This window comes from Streptomyces sp. NPDC057474, from assembly GCF_042802555.1.
Classification (GTDB): domain Bacteria; phylum Actinomycetota; class Actinomycetes; order Streptomycetales; family Streptomycetaceae; genus Streptomyces.
Genome location: NZ_JBHVDX010000008.1, coordinates 63937 through 80872, shown reverse-complemented (window position 1 = coordinate 80872; position 16936 = coordinate 63937). Strand labels below are relative to the sequence as shown.

15 protein-coding genes and 1 pseudogene are annotated in these 16936 nt (G+C 71.2%); 5 read left to right on the top strand and 11 right to left on the bottom strand.

From position 1 onward, the window contains the following. Nucleotide 1: 1 nt before the first annotated feature. Both ACFU53_RS03885 and ACFU53_RS03880 read right to left on the bottom strand, forming a co-directional pair. Nucleotides 2-391, bottom strand: coding sequence for a hypothetical protein (locus ACFU53_RS03885; RefSeq protein ID WP_383985748.1), 390 nt, complete (start codon nt 389-391; stop codon nt 2-4). Nucleotides 392-597: 206 nt separating this feature from the next. Then, on the bottom strand, nt 598-1803 hold the full coding sequence (locus tag ACFU53_RS03880; protein ID WP_383985746.1) for a S8 family peptidase: 1206 nt from the start codon (nt 1801-1803) through the stop codon (nt 598-600). 314 nt (nt 1804-2117) lie between these two features. Here ACFU53_RS03880 and ACFU53_RS03875 point away from each other — a divergent pair, with 314 nt between their 5' ends. After that, a complete protein-coding gene (locus tag ACFU53_RS03875; RefSeq protein WP_383985744.1) occupies nt 2118-2924 on the top strand; it encodes an SGNH/GDSL hydrolase family protein in 807 nt (268 codons plus the stop codon). On the opposite strand, the gene ACFU53_RS03870 is transcribed toward ACFU53_RS03875, so the two are convergent. The 4 genes from ACFU53_RS03870 to ACFU53_RS03855 form a co-directional block, all read right to left on the bottom strand. After that, the gene (locus ACFU53_RS03870) at nt 2908-4680 is read right to left on the bottom strand and encodes a serine/threonine-protein kinase (protein WP_383985742.1); all 1773 of its coding nucleotides are present in this window, start codon (nt 4678-4680) and stop codon (nt 2908-2910) included. The genes ACFU53_RS03875 and ACFU53_RS03870 overlap by 17 nt on opposite strands. Nucleotides 4681-4740: 60 nt before the next feature. Further along, nucleotides 4741-6531, bottom strand: coding sequence for a nickel transporter (locus tag ACFU53_RS03865; protein ID WP_383985740.1), 1791 nt, complete (start codon nt 6529-6531; stop codon nt 4741-4743). After that, nucleotides 6528-8102 (bottom strand): tetratricopeptide repeat protein, encoded by a 1575-nt coding sequence (locus ACFU53_RS03860; RefSeq protein WP_383985738.1) that lies wholly within the window; start codon nt 8100-8102, stop codon nt 6528-6530. The genes ACFU53_RS03865 and ACFU53_RS03860 overlap by 4 nt, the downstream gene beginning before the upstream one ends. A 137-nt stretch (nt 8103-8239) precedes the next feature. Continuing rightward, on the bottom strand, nt 8240-9760 hold the full coding sequence (locus ACFU53_RS03855; protein WP_383985736.1) for a DUF4331 domain-containing protein: 1521 nt from the start codon (nt 9758-9760) through the stop codon (nt 8240-8242). 265 nt (nt 9761-10025) lie between these two features. Between ACFU53_RS03855 and ACFU53_RS03850 the strand changes: the two genes are divergently transcribed. From ACFU53_RS03850 to ACFU53_RS03840, 3 genes are all read left to right on the top strand, one after another. Then, complete coding sequence (locus ACFU53_RS03850; protein WP_257547173.1) at nt 10026-10568, top strand: sigma-70 family RNA polymerase sigma factor; 543 nt, start codon at nt 10026-10028, stop codon at nt 10566-10568. A gap of 82 nt (nt 10569-10650) precedes the next feature. Beyond that, nucleotides 10651-11454, top strand: a complete 804-nt coding sequence (locus tag ACFU53_RS03845) for an anti-sigma factor domain-containing protein (protein WP_383985734.1) — start codon at nt 10651-10653, stop codon at nt 11452-11454. Nucleotides 11455-11569: 115 nt separating this feature from the next. Then, on the top strand, nt 11570-11836 hold the full coding sequence (locus ACFU53_RS03840) for a hypothetical protein (RefSeq protein WP_383985732.1): 267 nt from the start codon (nt 11570-11572) through the stop codon (nt 11834-11836). 47 nt (nt 11837-11883) lie between these two features. On the opposite strand, the pseudogene ACFU53_RS03835 reads toward ACFU53_RS03840, so the two are convergent. From ACFU53_RS03835 to ACFU53_RS03825, 3 genes and pseudogenes are all read right to left on the bottom strand, one after another. Then, nucleotides 11884-12129, bottom strand: a pseudogene (locus tag ACFU53_RS03835) (hypothetical protein); the annotation flags it as partial. 223 nt (nt 12130-12352) lie between these two features. After that, nucleotides 12353-13135, bottom strand: coding sequence for an ABC transporter permease (locus tag ACFU53_RS03830; protein WP_383985730.1), 783 nt, complete (start codon nt 13133-13135; stop codon nt 12353-12355). Next, nucleotides 13132-14100 carry an ATP-binding cassette domain-containing protein gene (locus ACFU53_RS03825; RefSeq protein WP_383985728.1) on the bottom strand — a complete coding sequence of 323 codons (969 nt, stop codon included), beginning with the start codon at nt 14098-14100 and terminating at the stop codon, nt 13132-13134. Before ACFU53_RS03825 ends, ACFU53_RS03830 begins: the two co-directional genes overlap by 4 nt. A 63-nt stretch (nt 14101-14163) precedes the next feature. On the opposite strand from ACFU53_RS03825, the gene ACFU53_RS03820 reads away from it, so the two are divergent. Beyond that, nucleotides 14164-14871 carry a TetR/AcrR family transcriptional regulator gene (locus ACFU53_RS03820; RefSeq protein ID WP_383985726.1) on the top strand — a complete coding sequence of 236 codons (708 nt, stop codon included), beginning with the start codon at nt 14164-14166 and terminating at the stop codon, nt 14869-14871. 105 nt (nt 14872-14976) lie between these two features. Here ACFU53_RS03820 and ACFU53_RS03815 read toward each other — a convergent pair whose 3' ends face one another. Both ACFU53_RS03815 and ACFU53_RS03810 read right to left on the bottom strand, forming a co-directional pair. Then, nucleotides 14977-16170: a type ISP restriction/modification enzyme gene (locus ACFU53_RS03815; RefSeq protein WP_383985724.1), complete on the bottom strand. Its 1194-nt coding sequence runs from the start codon at nt 16168-16170 to the stop codon at nt 14977-14979. Nucleotides 16171-16182: 12 nt separating this feature from the next. After that, nucleotides 16183-16932: a GntR family transcriptional regulator gene (locus ACFU53_RS03810; RefSeq protein ID WP_383985722.1), complete on the bottom strand. Its 750-nt coding sequence runs from the start codon at nt 16930-16932 to the stop codon at nt 16183-16185. Nucleotides 16933-16936: the final 4 nt, after the last annotated feature.

The following is a 16936-nucleotide window of genomic DNA, read 5'->3' as shown; positions in this document are numbered from 1 at the left end:
CTCAGGTCCGTCTTCTCTCCGTACGGCCGCGCAGGCGCCGTACCAGACTCGGCAGGAGAACGAGCGAGCTGATCACGGTCACGGCCGCGATCCCACCGGTCACCGACCACGAGTGGGTGGCGATCATGCCCTGCGCGACGAGGAGGTTCACCGCGATCGCGCCCGCGACGGACGTCACGACCCGGCCGAACGGCTCCAGTCCGCGCAGTACGGCCCCGATGGCGGCTCCTGGCGCGAGGAGGAGGAAGAACAGGGCGAACGGGCCGCGCAGCACCGAGTCCGCGTCGGCGAACGCGAGCGCCGCGCCGACCCCCGCCACGGCCGCGGCCACGCCCGCCAGCAGTGGCCCGCCACCGCCTGACAAAGATGGCTTGATACTGAAGGTCTGCATTGGCGACTTTGCCCCCTGAAGCGCCGGATGCCGGGCTTCAATGTCGCTCAGCGGGCGCGGGGGCGTCAATACGTCGAGACGCTCTACACGAGACCGTACGTCCATTTGTAATGCATCGGCAAAGGAATCCTCGGCCGCATACGAAGTTTCCCTGGAGGCGACCCGCGCCTCCAGGGAAACTTCTGTTCACAGTAGGGCAGTTGCCGTTACGGGACGATCTGCAGCAGACGGTTCGGGGAACCGGTGCCGGGGCTGGTGACCTTGCCGGTGACGGCGCCGGCGGTCAGGGCCGAGGCGACCTGGGCCGGGGTGGCCGAGGTGTGGCCGGCCAGGTAGACGGCGGCCGCGCCGGCGACGTGCGGGGTGGCCATCGAGGTGCCCGAGATGGTGTTCGTCGCGGTGTCGCTGGTGTACCAGCCGGCCGTGATCGACGAACCCGGGGCGAAGATGTCCAGGGTCGCGCCGTAGTTGGAGTAGCTCGCCCTGGCGTCCGTGTTGGTGGTGGCGCCGACCGTGATCGCCGAGGCGACGCGGGCCGGGGAGTACGAGGAGGCGTTGGCGCTGCTGTTGCCCGCCGCGACCGCGTAGGTCACCCCGCTGGCTATGGAGTTCGCCACGGCCGTGTCGAGCGCGGTGGACGCGCCGCCGCCGAGGGACATGTTGGCGACCGAGGGGCCGCTGTGGTTCGCGGTCACCCAGTCGATGCCCGCGACGACACCGGCCGTGGTGCCCGAGCCGGCGTTGTTCAGCACGCGCACGGCCACGATCTTCGCCTGCTTGGCGATGCCGTAGGTCGAGCCCGCGATGGTGGACGCCACGTGCGTGCCGTGGCCGTTGCCGTCCTGCGCGACGCTGTCGCCGTCCACGGCGTCGTAGCCGTTGACCGCCCGGCCGCCGAACTGGGCGTGCGAGATGCGCACGCCGGTGTCGATGACGTACGCGGTCACGCCGCTGCCCGCGGTGTCCGGGTAGGTGTACGTGCCGGAGAGCGGCAGCGACGCCTGGTCGGAGCGGTCCAGGCCCCACGGGGCGTTGGACTGCGTGGCGTCGGCGGTGAAGACCTGGTTCTGCTCCACCGAGGCGACCGCCGGGTCGGCGGCGAGTCTCTTCGCCTCGGTCGCGGAGAGCTCGGCCGAGTAGCCGTTGAGCGCGGACTTGAAGGTCTTCTCGACCGTGCCGCCGTACTCCTCGACCAGGTCCTTGCCCGCGCTCGACGCGGCCTTGAGGCCCGCGCTCTTCTTGAGCGTGACGATGTAGCTGTCCTTGATCGCGGTGGGGGAGCCGGCCGCGAGCACCTTGCCCTCGGCCGGGGCGGCCTGGGCGGGGAGCGCGGTGAGGCCGCCGAGCAGGGCGGCGGTCGCCATGGTGGTGACGGCGGCGACACGGATGTTCGTGCTACGCAGTTGTGCCATTACGAGGGATTCCTCCTCATAGGCGGCGCACGCCGAGGTGGGGCGCGCGTCTGTGGGGGGTGCGTGCGGGATCGCACTCACGGCCGGGAGCGTCGCGTTCCGCTCGCGGCTGTAAGCAGACTGGGTGATCTACGGGTACAGCTCAAGAGAGTTGAAGCGTTGTCATGTTTCTGTCACACATATGAAATCGAACGAGGGTTGAACACGGTGGGTACGTTCCGTTGAGGCAGGGAAAGTATTGACATGAACACTTCCGATCAACACGCGTAGTTGCTACGACGGTTGAGGCAGAGATCCTGCTAAAGGGAGGTTCCATGAGACGTTCCCGACTTGCGGCATACATGACCTCGCTCCTCCTCGCCGTCGGCGTCACCCTCACCGGGGCCGCGACGGCGCAGGCGTCCGGGCAGGCCGTCGCCACCGGCTATGTGGCGCTCGGCGACTCCTACTCCTCGGGTGTCGGCGCGGGGAGCTACATCTCCTCCAGCGGCGACTGCAAGCGCAGCACGAAGGCCTTCCCGTACCTCTGGGCGGCCGCCAACGCCCCCGCGTCGTTCAACTTCACGGCCTGCTCGGGCGCCCGAACGGGTGATGTTCTGGCCAATCAGCTGGGGCCGCTCGGCGCGGGCACGGGGCTGGTCTCCGTCAGCGTCGGCGGCAACGACGCCGGCTTCGCCGACGTCATGACCACCTGCGTCCTCCAGTCCGACAGCAACTGCCTCTCGCGCATCAACACGGCGAAGGCGTACGTCGACTCGACGCTCCCCGGCCAACTCGACAAGGTCTACTCGGCGATCAGCGCGAAGGCACCGGCCGCCCATGTGGTGGTGCTCGGCTATCCCCGCTTCTACCAGCTGGGCGGCACCTGCCCCGGCCTCTCCCAGGCCAAGCGGTCCGCCATCAACAACGCGGCCGACCATCTGAACACCGCGATCGCGAAACGCGCCGCCGACCACGGCTTCACCTTCGGCGACGTCCGCTCCACGTTCACCGGGCACGAACTGTGCTCGGGCAGCGCGTGGCTGCACAGCCTCAACCTGCTGAACGTGGGCGAGTCGTACCACCCGAAGGCCGCGGGTCAGTCGGGAGGCTATCTGCCGGTGTTCAGGAACGCGGCCTGACGGCCCCGGTCAGGGCTGCCTCGTCGAGGGCTCCGGCCTCGTCGTCGTAGTCGGACTCGGAGTCGCTGTATTCGTCAGGGTTCTCCGGGTCGTCGGAGGGGGAGGTCCCGCCCGTGGTCGGGGCCTCCGTCTCGCACGTCACCGAGAACGCGACCGAGTTGGACTTGACGTTCACCGGCCCGCGGACCTCGACGCTGATCTCGTCCGCGTAGGTCCCGTTCGTCGAGACGAGGACCTGGTCCTGCTTGGTCCTCTCACCGCCGGACCCGAACGACAGCGACTTCCAGCCGGGGTCCTCGACCTCGCCGCTCTTCGCCACCCAGCGGTAGTCGACGTCCACGGGGACGCTGCCCACGGTGAACGTCGCGGTGAAGGTGGGCACCTCGGCGTCCGGCGGCGGACAGGCGCCGGAGTAGTCGGTGTTCGCGCCCTCCACCGTCACCTCGACCGACTGCGCGGGCGGCTTACTGGTCGGTTTCTCCTCGTCGGGTGTGTCCGAGGGGGTGTCGCCGTCGTCGCTCGTGTCGTCGCCCCCGCCGGGCTCCTCGCCCGTGCCGCCGTCGCCTGTCTGGTCGTTGGTGCCGCCCACCGTGCCCGCCCCGTTGGTGGGGTTGCCGTCGTTCCCGCCGTCGTCACGGTTGACCAGGGCGTACGTCAGGCCCGCGATGGCGAACGCGATCGCCGCGATACCGGCGACCAGGAAGACGAGGGCGCGGCGGTTGCGGTCCGGCTCGCGGGTCGGCACCGCGGAAGGGTGGGTCGCGGCGGCCGGGGCGGGATGCGGCGGGGTCGGCGTCCCGAACTGGTTCGTGCCCGGCCCCGGCCCCGGGCTCGTGCTCGCGCCCGGGAAGGCGGCCACCGTCGGGCTGTACGGGGCCGACGCGACCGTGTCGGAGCGCGGGGTGCCTCCCCCGGAGGGGGTCCCCCCGGCGCCGATGATCCGCAGGTCCTGCTCGGCCTGCTCGGCGGAGATCCGGTCGGCCGGATCCTTGCGCAGCATCCCCTCGATCACCGGGGCCAGCGGACCGGCCCGGTGCGGCGGCGGAAGCTCCTCGTCGACGACCGCGCGCAGGGTGCTCAGTGGGGTGTTCTGCCGGAACGGCGAGTTGCCCTCGACCGCCGCGTACAGCAGCACACCGAGCGACCACAGGTCCGACTCGGGGCCGAACGCACGGCCGAGCGCGCGCTCGGGGGCGAGGAACTCGGGGGAGCCGATGACCTCGCCGGTCATGGTCAGCGCGGAGCTGCCCTCGACCGTGGCGATGCCGAAGTCGGTGAGGACGACCCGGCCGTCGTTGGACATGAGCACGTTGGCCGGTTTCACGTCCCGGTGCAGCACCCCGGCCTCGTGCGCGGCGCGCAGCGCGGACAGCACCTCGGCGCCGATGTGCGCGGCGCGCTGCGGGGAGAGCGGGCCCTCGGCGTCCAGGAGATCGGCGAGCGAGACCCCGCGCACCAGCTCCATCACGATCCACGGGCGGCCGTCCTCCATGGCCACGTCGTACACCGTGACGACATTGCGGTTGGCGACCCGGGCGGCCGCCCACGCCTCGCGCTCGAGGCGGGCGTACATCCGCTCGACGTCGGACACCGCGATACCGCCCGGCGCCCGCACCTCCTTGACGGCGACCTCACGGTGCAGCACTTCGTCGCGGGCCCGCCACACGGTTCCCATGCCGCCCTCGCCGAGCGGGGTCAGCAGCCGGTAGCGGCCCGCGATCACACGTTCACTGCCCGGTTCTTCGGACACGGCCATCCCCCGTCACTCGCATCCGCCTGAAATCTCCACTCCGTGCGATTTCTCCGCAAAAGTAGCTCAGCCGAGTGCGGATGTTGCCCCCCTGAACACCAAACCAGCCCCCAGGGCGACGACAAGCAACGCCGACGCCAGCGGCACGGTCCTGCGCACCAGCGCCGCCGTCGGTCCGCCGAGTCGACCCTCGCCCTTGTCCATCACCCGCGTCACCCAGCCGCCCGCCTTCACCACGGCGTACCCGGCCGCCGTCAGCGTGAGCGCCAGCCCGATGCCGTACGCCAGCACAAGCAGCAGCCCGAACCACGCCTTGCCCAGCGCCGCCGCGCCGACCAGCACGACCACGGCCGAGGGGCTCGGCACCATGCCGCCCGCGAAACCGAGCAGGATCGTGCCGCGCAGGGTGGGCGCGGTGGGGTGGGTGTGCGTGAAGCCGCCGTGGGTGTGCGTGACGCCGCCGCCGAAGAGGGAGCGTTTCTGGTCGGGAGCGTGGTCGTGGCTGAGGGAGTGACCGTGACCGTGGTCGTGGGTGTGTGCCTCGGCCGGTGCGTGCTCGTGTGTGTGGGTCGCGGCCGACGCGTGGGCGTGGGTGTGGGTTTCGCTGTGCGCGTGGGTGTGCGAAGGGGCGGCCTGGGCGAGTACGAGCTCCCGGTCGGGCTCGGGCGCATGGTCGTGCGTGTGGGAGTGCCCGGCCGCGTGGCTGTGCTCGTGCTCGTGGTCGTGGCTGTGGGAGTGCCCGTGGTCATGGTCATGGTCATGACCGTGCTCACGGTCGTGATCGTGCGTGTGTCCGTGACCATGAGCCTTCGCGTGCGTGAGCGTCAGCTTGCGGTTGAGCCACGCACGTCGTGCGAGCGTCACGCCCGCACCCATCACGAACAGACCGCTCGCGATGCCCAGCCAGGTGATCACGGACGGGGCGGCGGCGGAGCCGGCCAGGACGAGGAGGCCGAGGGCGACGACGCCCAGGGTGTGGGTGACCGTCACGGACGCGGCCATGGGGAGGACGTCGCGCATCCGGGCCCGGTCGCGGGCGGCGGCCGTCGCGGCCATCAGGGTCTTGCCGTGGCCCGGGCCGAGCGCGTGCATGGCGCCCAGGAACATGGCGATGCCGAAGGCGAGGGCGCCGAAGCCGAGGGTGAGGTCCTGGCTGGAGACGAGGTCGTCGAGGGCCCGCGTCCAGCGGTCCGCGCCGCGCGGGAGGATCGAGGAACCGGGCGCGTCGCTCCGCTGCTCGGCCAGCGCCGGGCCGCCCGGCCCCACCTGGAGGGAGGCCGTCGCCGTGTCCTCCGGTGACTGCAGCAACTCCTCGGGGTAGCCGGTGAGTTGCTTCGAGACCGACTCCTCGGGCACGTCCGACCCGGCCAGGGTCATCCGGTCGCCCTGAGCGGTGACCTCGCGCCAGCCGGGCCCGGAGTCGACGGCGGCGTGGAAGCGTACGTCGGTGGCCCGGTCCGGCAGCGGAGCCGTCAGCCGGCACTCCACGCGCAGCGTCTTCAGGCCCGCCTGACCCGGCTGCTCCTCGGCCCGGCTCGACTTGAGCGCCACCTCGACGGCGCTCCCGTCGACGGTGACCTCGCTGCCCTCGGCGGCCTTCTCGCACCGCTCCCGGGCCCAGTTGCCCACGCCCTGCCGCTCGAGGGCGGGTGCGGCCTGGGTCGCCGGGATCTCCGCAAGGTCCTCGACATGGAAGATCTTCAACTCGCCGGGGGCGGCGACCAGGCCGTCGTACCGGTTGACGGTGAAGTTGCCGAGCGGGTGCGCGCTCGCCGTCCCGGTGGGGACGAGGACGAGAGCGCAGACGGCCAGGAAGACCGCCGTGCAGGACGCGAACGCGCGCCGGGGAGAGGTCACTTGGCGGTCTCCAGAGCCTTCAGGGCCTTGCGGGCCTGCGCCGCGCCGAGCGGCGAGAAACCGGCGTTGAGGCCGAGCGCCGCCTTCAGCGAGGCCCGGGCCTCCTTCTTGTCGCCGGCCGCGTACTCGACCATGCCCCGGTGATACAGGAACGTCGCGTCCTTGTAGCCGGTGGCGATGGCGCGGCGGGCGTACGGCAGGGCCTCCTCGTCGCGGCCGTTGACGTGCAGCGCCCAGGCGAGGGCGTCCGCCGTGTGGACCGTCTCCCGGCGCTTCCATTCGGCCTCGGCGGCCCGCAGCGCGGCCTTCTCGTCGCCGTGGTCGGCGGCGGCGAGCGCGGTGTCGAGGTCGGCGTTGACGCCGTTGGACCGGGCGATGGCGGTGTAGGCGTCCACCAGCGCGTACTGGTCGCCCGCCTTGGTCCTGTCGCCCTTCGCCTCGTACAGCTCGCCGAGTACGACGAGCGGTCCCGGCAGCGGATACGCGGACACGACCTGCTCCAGGCCGCGGATCGCCTCCGCGCTGTCGCCGCTCGCGGCCTGGGCGCGGGCGCGGCCCTCCAGCGCCGGGAGATAGGTGTCGTCGGCGCCGAGGGCGCGGGCGTAGAGGTCGAGCGAAGTCTTGTAGTCGCCCTGCTTCCAGGCGAGTTGGCCGAGCTGGGTGGCCACGTAGGCGATGTCGCCCCGCGTGGCCGCCGAGTCGAGGGCCCGTTCCAGGACGCGCCGGGCGGTCTTCACGTCGCCGCGCAGCTCGTACACGTAGGCGTACCGCGTGAAGACGGGGATGCCGGGGCGGCGGGTGTCGGCGAGTTGCACCGCCTTCAACGCGTCGTCGTAGCGGCCGAGTTCGACCAGGGCGTCGATGCGGCTGCACAACGCCCGTTCGCTGTACGGGTTCTCCTTCAGTGCCCGGTCGGCGTAGCCCAGCGCCTCCTTGAACTCGTGCCGTGCGGCGGCGAGGGCGGCGAGGCCCGCGAGCGCCGGGTCGTTGTCCGGCCGCAGCTCCAGCGAACGCTCCAGGGCCTTCTCGGCCTGCGGGTAGCGGGAGGGGTCGCCCTTGACGCGGGCCTGTTCGACGTAGGCGAGGCCGAGCGTGGACCAGGAGCCGAAGTCCTTGGGTTGTTCCTTGAGATGGGCCTGGAGCCGCTCGACCGCCGTGTCGAGATCGCCACTGGCGAGCTGGGCCGCCGAGACACCCGGCGAGGTGGACGCGGCCACCGTCCGGTCGTCGTCCTTGGCCCCCAGCGCCACCGCGAACCCGGTGAACGCGACGGCCAGCGCGGCCGCGCACGCGGTGAGCCGCAGCAGCCGCCGGGCCGGCTCGGGCGCGGGCCGGCGGTCGGGCTCGGCGATGTCGCGTCCGGGGTGGGCGTTGGACGTGGGGGCGGGCTCGGCGATGTCGCGTCCGGGGTGGGCGTTGGACGTGGGGCCGGGCTCGGCGATGTCGCGTCCGGGGTCGGCGTTGGACGTGGGGGCGGGCTCGGCGATGTCGCGCCGGTCGTTCTCGGGAGCCCCCTCGCCGGGACGCGGACGCCCGTCCTCCGACGCGTTCTCGTTCGTACGCGGGGACATGCCCTCTCCTCAACATCCTTGCCGAGTGCGGTGGTGGTGATCGTGGGGCGCGGCCCGCGCCGTGGGGGATGGATACGAGCGGGCCGCGCCGGTCTCGGTGGACCGGGCCCGATGGAGGTGGGCCCGGCCGGGGTGGGCTAGTAGTACGCGCGGTCGTTCCGGCGGCGCCACCACAGCAGGCCCGAGCCGATGAGCAGGACACCGGCCGCGCCGGCGCCGGCCGAGGCGGCGATCAGCGTGGTGTCGTCGGTGCCGCTCTCGACGCCGGTGCCGATCGCGCTGCGGACGCTGTTCGTGGTGTTGCCCTTGACGGTCTTGCCACGCGAACCGGCCGTCGGCAGACCGACGTACGGGAAGGACTTGCCGAACTTCTTGTCGTTCTTGTTCACCGCGTCACCCAGGTCGTTGGGTGCGTCGACCAGTTCGCCCTCGACGACCTGCAACGCGATGTCGATCACGTCGTCGGTGAGCCGGCGTCCGTTCGGGAAGCCCTGGTTGTCACCGTCCAGCACACCGAGCCGCTTCGGCTTCTTGGTGGGCTCGATGGAGGTGTTGAGGCGCAGCTGCTCCGACGGGGTCACGTGCGGCGGCTGGTTGAGGCCCTCGACCCCCTTGAGGAAGACGTCGACGAGGTCGTTGCGCGGCTCGGCGGGCGCCGGGATCTTGTAGATCGCCTCGATGAGCTTGGGCAGTTCGGGCTCGGTGACGTTCTTCAGGAACTGGGCGTCGTCCACCGGCGAGGACGCGTTGAACTCGTCCTTGTCCCCGATGGGGTTGACGACCTCGTTCACCAGCGGCATGCCCAGGCGCGACACCTGGTGGTACTGGCCGTCGGCGCCCGCGCGCTGGGTCGTCGACCAGATGCCCACGATCGGCTGGTCCTTGGACTCGACGAGCGCCTCGCTCGGGATCTGCAGGGCGATCGAGTTGACGTTGTAGCCCTTGAGCGTGTCCCGCCCGACCTCGGAGAGGTCACCGCCGTACAGCAGGTCGAAGACGCGCAGGTCCAGGAAGAACGGGTCGTCGGCCTGACCGGCGTACGTCGTCACCCCGCTCGCCGTCTTGTAGACCGCCTCGTCGCGCAGCTTCTTGAAGTCCGGCATGGACGCCTTGCCGACGTTCGACGGCGCCACCCACACGTCGTCCGCGAGCTGCGTCTTGGAGACCGCCTTGCGGTTCTTCAGCTTGATGAGCTCGATGTCGTACGTCTGCGTGATGTTCAGGTCCGGGTCGTCGAGGCTCTCCACGACGCCCGTGTTGTACAGGAAGGTCTTGTCGTTCTTCGTCTTCGTCTTGAACGTGTACCGGAAGATCAGGTCTTCCTGCGCGTCGCCGTCCTGGTCGACGCGGATGTCGTACTGCGCCTCCTCGGAGAAGGTGAAGAAGTTCGGTCCGCCCGCGGGCTCCTCGAAGGGGATCCAGTTCGCGATGACCGTCGTCGTGTCCGGCGCGTCCGGGCTGACGAACGCGTACACGTCGGTGTTGTCGAACTGGGGCTCCCCCGAGATCAGCGGGGCCTCCCGGTGGCTGGAGGCGGATGCCGCCCCCGGTTCCAGCACGGTCACGCCGGCGGCTGCGAGCCCGCCGGCGGCCAGCGAAGCACAGATGAGGGACGCGACGCTCCTGCGTCCCGAGCCGCTCCTGGAAGTAGGTGTCATGCCGTCCGTCCTCTGTCCCAACTTGCCTGACGAACGCCATTCGGAGCGATCGGCAAGGTGGATTGGTCGAATCCCAAACGTTCTTACGGCGCGTTTGAAAGGTTGTTTCAGCGGAGAGCGGGATTCGTTGATCCGATGTTCGGATCGGTCGACCGGCGACCCGCGTTTTGGGCAGGCTGATCCGTAACCCCATCCGGAGGTGGGTTGGTTGCGAATGCCTTACGCGCGGGGATGGCCGTGCTCGGTCGGAGGCGAGGGGGAGCGAGTGGAGGCGGACAAGCTTCTGGTCCGGGTGGCCGGAGGCGACCAACGGGCGTTCGAGGAGCTGTACGCACTGGTGTCCGGCCCGGTGTTCGGGCTGGTCCGTCGGGTCGTGCGGGACCCCGCGCAGTCGGAGGAGGTGGCTCAGGAGGTGCTGCTCGAACTCTGGCGTTCCGCGGGCCGGTTCGACCCCGCCCGCGGCAGCGCGCTGTCCTGGATACTCACCCTCGCGCACCGGCGCGCGGTGGACCGGGTGCGCAGCGCCCGCGCCGCCACCGAGCGCGAGCAGCGTGAGGGACGGCGCAACCACCACCCCGCCTTCGACCAGGTCGCCGAGGAGGTCGAGGCCGGACTCGAACGCCAGTGGGTGCGCCACTGCCTGGAGAAACTCACCACGCTCCAGCGCGAGTCCGTCACCCTCGCCTACTACGACGGCTACACCTACCGTGAAGTGGCCGAGCGGCTCTCGCTGCCGCTCGGCACGGTCAAGACCCGTATGCGCGACGGACTCACACGGCTGCGCGAATGCCTGGGAGGAGTCGCATGAGCGCCCTGATCGGCCTCGTGGAACGGGAGGCCGCGTTCGGTCGCGCGGCGTGTGGGGCGTGCGTGCCCGGGGGAGGCGCGGCATGAGCCTGTTCCGCCGCGAGGACCTCCACTCGCTCGCCGCTCCCTACGCGCTCGACGCCCTGGAGCCCGACGAGCGGCGCCGCTTCGAGAAGCATCTGGAGCGCTGCGACCGCTGTCCCGCCGAGGTGCGTGCCCTGTCCGAGGACGCGGTCCGCCTCGCCTGGTCGACGGCCGCCCCGGCACCCGCGGCGATGCGCGACCGGGTCTTCGCCGCCGTACGCACCACACCGCAGGCGGCTCCGGCCCAGGCGCGCCCCCAGCAGCATCTGCCACCGCATGTGTGGGGCACCGCGCCGCCGCCGAAGTCGCGCGCCCGTGCGCCCCGGATGCGCTCTTTGCTCGCCCCGCTGGCCACTGCCACGGCCGCCGCCGCACTCGTCGTGGCGTCCCTCTTCGCCGTCCAGGCCGACCGCACCCAGGACCAACTGGCCGCCGAGCGCGCACAGGCGAGTGAGATCGCCCACGTTCTCGCCGCGCCGGACGCCCGCGCGACCAGTGACCGGGACACGGAGGGCCATGCAATCGGAGTGATCGCTTCCGCCGAGGAGGGGAGCGCGATCGTGACCCTCAGCGGATTCGAGGACCTCTCGAACAACCGGGTGCATCAGCTCTGGCTCATGCGCCCCGACGTGCAACCACGCTCCCTGGGTCTCTTCGACGGCGACACGCCCTTGGTCACCAGTGGGATGAACACCGATGCGACGTCACTCGCGGTGACCGTGGAACCCGACGGTGGGTCAGCGCAACCCACCAGCCAGCCAGTTGTCCAACTCGCCCTGGAATCGGTCGGATTCGGAGAGTAATCAACAATGCCGTGACAGGGTAGATGAATACCGGGACCGTGATTCCCGAGTGCTCCAACGGGGCGATATGGTTACGCTGCCCGGGCCGGGTGGACTCGTACGGGTGGGGAGTGACATGGAACAGATAGCAGTGCGCAGGGCGCGAGTCCCTGCGATCACATGCGGGAGCAGCGCGACCAGTTCGCGTCTCGACCGCCATCTCTCGGTGCTGAGCGGCCCCGCCGTGCCGCAGCGCGATGCGGCCGAGGCGACCTCGCTGATGAGAGAGCTGACGTCACGTTCCCCGCAGGAGCGCAGCAGCCGCAAGGACACGCGCCTCGGCCGGGTCTCGCTGTTCGCACCCCTGAAGAGGCTGCGCCGCTCGCTGTTCGGCAGCCGCTAGCACCACAGCACCACAGCACCAAGGGCTTTCCGGCAGGAGGCCCGCGCTCAGGCGATCACGCCGTCCCGGCGCAGCGCTGCGATCTCTTCGTCCGTCATCCCCGCGGCACGCAGCAGCGACCCGGAGTGCTCCCCAAGCGCGGGCACCGCGCCCGTCCGCGCCTCGTCCCCGCCCGGCAGCGAGGGGAGTCCCCCGGTTCGAGCGAGCCCGAGAAGTGGGGGAGCGCGGCAGTGCCCTGAGCGCCCCACCGGTGACTCCACTTCCCGCCACCGGCTCGGGGTCCCCAACTCCGGCCCCAAGTACCCGTTCGGCGAACCGCCGCCACTCCCGGTCGTTTTCGAGATGTCCACCGCGATCAGCCGGAGGTGCGACGTGGCGCACGGCGTGGCCGCGCCGGGCCGCCGCGCCGTGCGCGAGGTTCTCCGCGGACACGTCCGCGTCCGCCACCAGCCGTCGTTTCACGACGGCCGGGCCGCACGGTCCTTCAGGTCCAGGGCCGTGGATTTCTGACCCGGCTCACTTGGGTCCGGCAGCGTACGTGCGGACCGCGAGCGGCACGAACACCGCGAGCAGGAGTGCGCACCAGACCAGCGACCCGGCGACGGGATGGGTCACCGGCCAGGCGGCTCCCTCCGGCACCGGCGCGTTCCCGAAGAGGTCGCGCAGGGCCGTGGCGACCGCGCTGATCGGGTTCCACTCGGCGACCGTGCGCAGCCAGCCCGGCAGACCCTCGGTCGGGATGTACGCGTTGGACAGCAGCGGCAGCAGGAAGGTCGCGCCGCCCAGCTGCCCGGCCGCCTCCTCGTTCCGGGTGAGGAGGCCCAGGAAGATGCCGATCCACACGGCAGTGAACCGGAACAGCAGCAACAGCCCGAGCGCGCCGGCCGCCGCGAGGGCGCCGCCCTCGATCCGCCAGCCCACCGCGAGCCCGACCAGCAGGAACAGCACCGTCCCGGCGGCCGTGACGAGGACGTCCGCCAGCGCCTGCCCCAGCGGGACGGCGGCCCGGCTCATCGGAAGCGTCCGGAAGCGGTCCATCACGCCCCGGTGCGTGTCCTGCGCGGCCTGGAACATGCCGGTCATGATCCCGCCCGCCGCCGTCGCCACCAGCAGACCGGGCACCAGGAACCGCCGGTACTCCTCGCCCGGCACCGCGAGGGCGCTGCCGAAGACGTATCCGAAGAACAGCAGCATCGAGATGGGCATGGTCTGGGTGAGGATCAGCAGCCCCGGGTTGTTCCGGACCCGCCGCAGCTGCCGGCCCAGCATCGCGGCGCCGTCGTACGCCAACGCGTTCATGCCGCACCCTCCTTGAGGTCGGTGAGGTCGGTGGCTGTGCCCTCGGTGAGGCGGAGGAACACGTCGTCGAGGGTCGGCGGGCGCAGGCTCGCGTCGATCAACGGCACGCCCGCCGCGTCGAGTTCACGCACCAGCCGGGGGAGCGTGAGTGTCGGGTCGAGCGTGACCGCGCCGACGGCGTGTCTGGCGTGGTCGAAGGAGGGCTCGGCGCCCGTGAGGTGGTCGAGGACGCCCGCCGCCTCGGTCATCGCGTCCGCGTGGGCGACGACGACCTCCGCGTACGAGCCGATGAGCGCCTTGAGTTGCGGCGGCGAGCCGCTGTGCGCGATTCGGCCCCGGTCCATCAGTACGATCTGATCGGCGAGTTGATCGGCCTCCTCCAGATACTGCGTGGTCAGCAGCACGGTCGTCCCCTCCGCCTTCAGGGCGCGCACGGCCTCCCAGATCTGGTTGCGGCTGACCGGGTCCAGCCCGGTCGTGGGCTCGTCGAGGAAGAGCACCGCCGGGTGCCGGATCAGGCTGGCCGCCAGGTCGAGACGGCGGCGCATGCCGCCCGAGTACGTGGAGGCCGGCCGGTCGGCGGCCTCGGTCAGGCCGAAACGGTCGAGGAGTTCGCCCGCGCGGGCCGCCGTGCCGCGGACGCGGTGCAGCCGGGCGAACAGCCGCAGGTTCTGCCGCCCGGTGAGGTCACCGTCCACCGACGCGTACTGCCCGGTCACCCCGATCGCCCGCCGGACCGCGCCCGGCTCTCGCACGAGGTCGTGGCCCGCGACCCGCGCCGAGCCCGCGTCCGGCCGAAGCAGCGTCGCCAGCAGCCGTACGGCCGTCGTCTTGCCCGCCCCGTTCGGGCCGAGCATCCCGACCACCGTGCCCTCCGCCACGGCCAGATCGAGGCCGCGGACGGCATGGATGTCCCCGAAACGCTTCTCCAGACCCTCACTAAGTACAGCGTACGTAGTAGTCATGAGGTGACCTTAGCGCACTACGTACGCTGTACGTAACTAGGATGGTGGCCGAGGTGATGATCGATGGCTGGCCGAGCGGCCGAACCCGAAGTGATCTGGGCGCGCCCCGAGCGCACCGGCCGAGGCCCGAGGCCCGCGTTCAGCCGAGCGGACATCGCGGCGGCGGCCGTGCGGCTCGCCGACGCGGGAGGTCTCGACGCGGTGTCCATGCGGCATGTCGCGGCCGAGCTGGGCTGCGGCACGATGTCGCTGTACAACTACGTGCCGCGCAAGGAGGACCTGTACGAGCTGATGGTCGACGCGGCCGGCGGTGAGCACGAGCTGTGGGAGCCGAGCGGGGACTGGCGGGCGGACATGCGGCGGGTGGCCTACCAGACGCGTGGGCTGATGCACCGGCATCCGTGGCTGCCGCGGCTGATGTCACCGGTGTACGGGTTCAGTCCGCACGCGCTGCGGTTTCTGGAGCACTGTCTGACCTGCATGGATGCGATCGACGCGCCCTACGGGACGAAGATCCAGCTGCTGGCGATGCTGAACGGCTGTGTGACGGTGTACGTCTCGAACGAGCTGGCGACGGCCGAGCGGACGCGGTCACTGCCGTGGTCGGAGGAGCGGGAGGCCGCGATGCGGATCGCCTATCTGGGCGGCCAGGTCGCGAGTGGGGCCTATCCGAGGCTGGCTGCGGCGTTTGCGGAGGACTCGGGGCCGATTGATTTGGAGGCCGCGTTCGAGTGGATGTTGGGGAGGGTGCTGGATTCGTTCGCGCCGTAGGGGTTTTGGGCGGTGGGCGGCTGCGGGCGTGTGGGGGCTGGTCGCGCAGTTCCCGGCGCCCCTGAAGTCGAAGCCCCTCCCCGGTGCTTTTGAAGTTCACCCTCCTCACAGCAGCGTGAACTGGCCCTCCGGGCCCTCCTCGTGGTGGTCCAGGACTGAGGCGGGTTTGCGGCATGCCTCCGGGACCGGGAGTACGCCCGCCTTGCGCAGGTCCGCCGTCGTGATCGGCTGCTCGACCGTCAACCCCGCCTGCCTCGGCCTCAGTTCCGCCAGCAGCGCGAGCACGGTGATCAGTTCCAGGAGCTCCGACGTCCAGGGCTGTGGCCAGGTCGTCGGGCGGATCGCCTCCAGCGTGCCCGGCTCCGCCTGTTCCGTTCTGCGGGTGAACCATTCCTCCAGGACGCGGACGCCGCCCACGTGGAAGTCCCAGGCCTCGGACGGCACGGGGGAGATGCGGCCCTCGTCGACGAGGAGGGTTTCCTCCTCGCGGTCGTAGAGGGGTTCGAGGGGGCGGGCGGGGAGCGGGGCGCGGACGTAGGGGCGGCGGCCGCCGGGGAGTTTGGGACGGTCGCCGTCGCGGCGCATGAGCCAGAGGGTGCGGCGGCCCAGCTCGACGCCGTGGGACCAGGCTTCGGGGTCGGTGGGGAGGGGGACCTCGACGCGATGGGGGCCGGGGCGCGCGGCCACCAGGAACCAGGCGAGGACGTCCATGGGATCGACGGGGCCGGTGCCGAGGCGTTCGCCGATGTACTCCGGCAGACCTGGCGCGAGGTTCGGCTCCAGTCCGCCCGGCCGTCGGTACAGCGGGCGGACGCGGCCGATGCGTGGGCCATGGGCGGGGAGAAGCGGTAGGACGGGTGAGGCGAGGAGGACGGGGCCCGACGAATCCGCGGCCGCCGTCTGCTCGACGACGAAGACCTGCCGCTCGTCCGCCACGCGCCACAGCTCGGGGCGGGCGGAGTCGATCAGGCGGTGGTCGGGGATGAGCCACTGTTCGTCGAAGGGGGCGGCCAGGATCCGTACCGGCTCGGGGCACGGGCCCGACTCGTGGGCCAGTCGGCCGGTGCCGCTGGACTGGCCCGGCAGCTGGGTCACCGCCGAGGTGAGGGTGCGGGAACGGGTGGGGGCGAACAGGGCCTCGCGGTCCGGGCCCTCCGCCTTCACCAGGGCGTCCCAGCGGGCTTTCAGGGATGCCGCGTCGGGGGCCGTCGGCCACCCCCGGCCCAGCCGTGGCGGTGCGACGGACCACGGCATGAGGTCCGCGAGCAGCGGAGCGTCGTCGGGCGTCACGCTGGGCATCGTAAGGCCTCGTCAATGCGCGTCGAGAGTGACCGTGAACGAGAAGCGGTCGCCGCGGTAGTGGATGACCGCCACGTCGAGGACGCGGCCGGAGTCGTCGTAGGTGACGCCCGTGTAGTGGAGGATCGGGCTGAGCAGGGGGACCTGGAGGAGGCGGGCCGTCTCCGGGTCGGCGATGCGGGCCTCGACGGTGTCGGTGATCCGGCCGATGGCCACGCCCACGACATCGCGCAGGACCTTGGTCATCGGCCAGCGGAGCAGATCGTCCCGGCCGATACGTTCGGCCAGCTCGGGGCGGACGTAGTTGCGGGCGTGGTTGGTGGGCTCGCCCGTCTTCTCGTCGCCGCGCAGCCGGTGGTACGTGGCGACCTCGGTCAAGTCCGGGAAGTACTCCGACAGTTCACCCGACAGGGGGGTGCTGCCCTGGTCCAGCAGCTCGGTCGTCATGCCGGACTGCTGGGCCACGATCGCGTCCACCGAGCCGAGCAGGCGTACGGGCGAGCCCCGCTGGGCGCTCGGCTCGATGAACGTGCCGCGCCGGCGGTGCCGGGTGATCAGCCCCTCGCCCTCCAGCTCCTTCAGCGCCTGCCGCATGGTCAGCACGCTCACCCCGTAGTGCCCGGCCAGCTGCTCCTCGGTGGGCAGCCGCAGGGGATCACGGGGCGACCGGCCGAGTATCGAGGCACGCAAGGACTGCGAGACCTGATACCAGAGCGGCAGTTTGCGGTTCAGGACGATCGAGTCCGGAGCGAATGAGGTCACGACG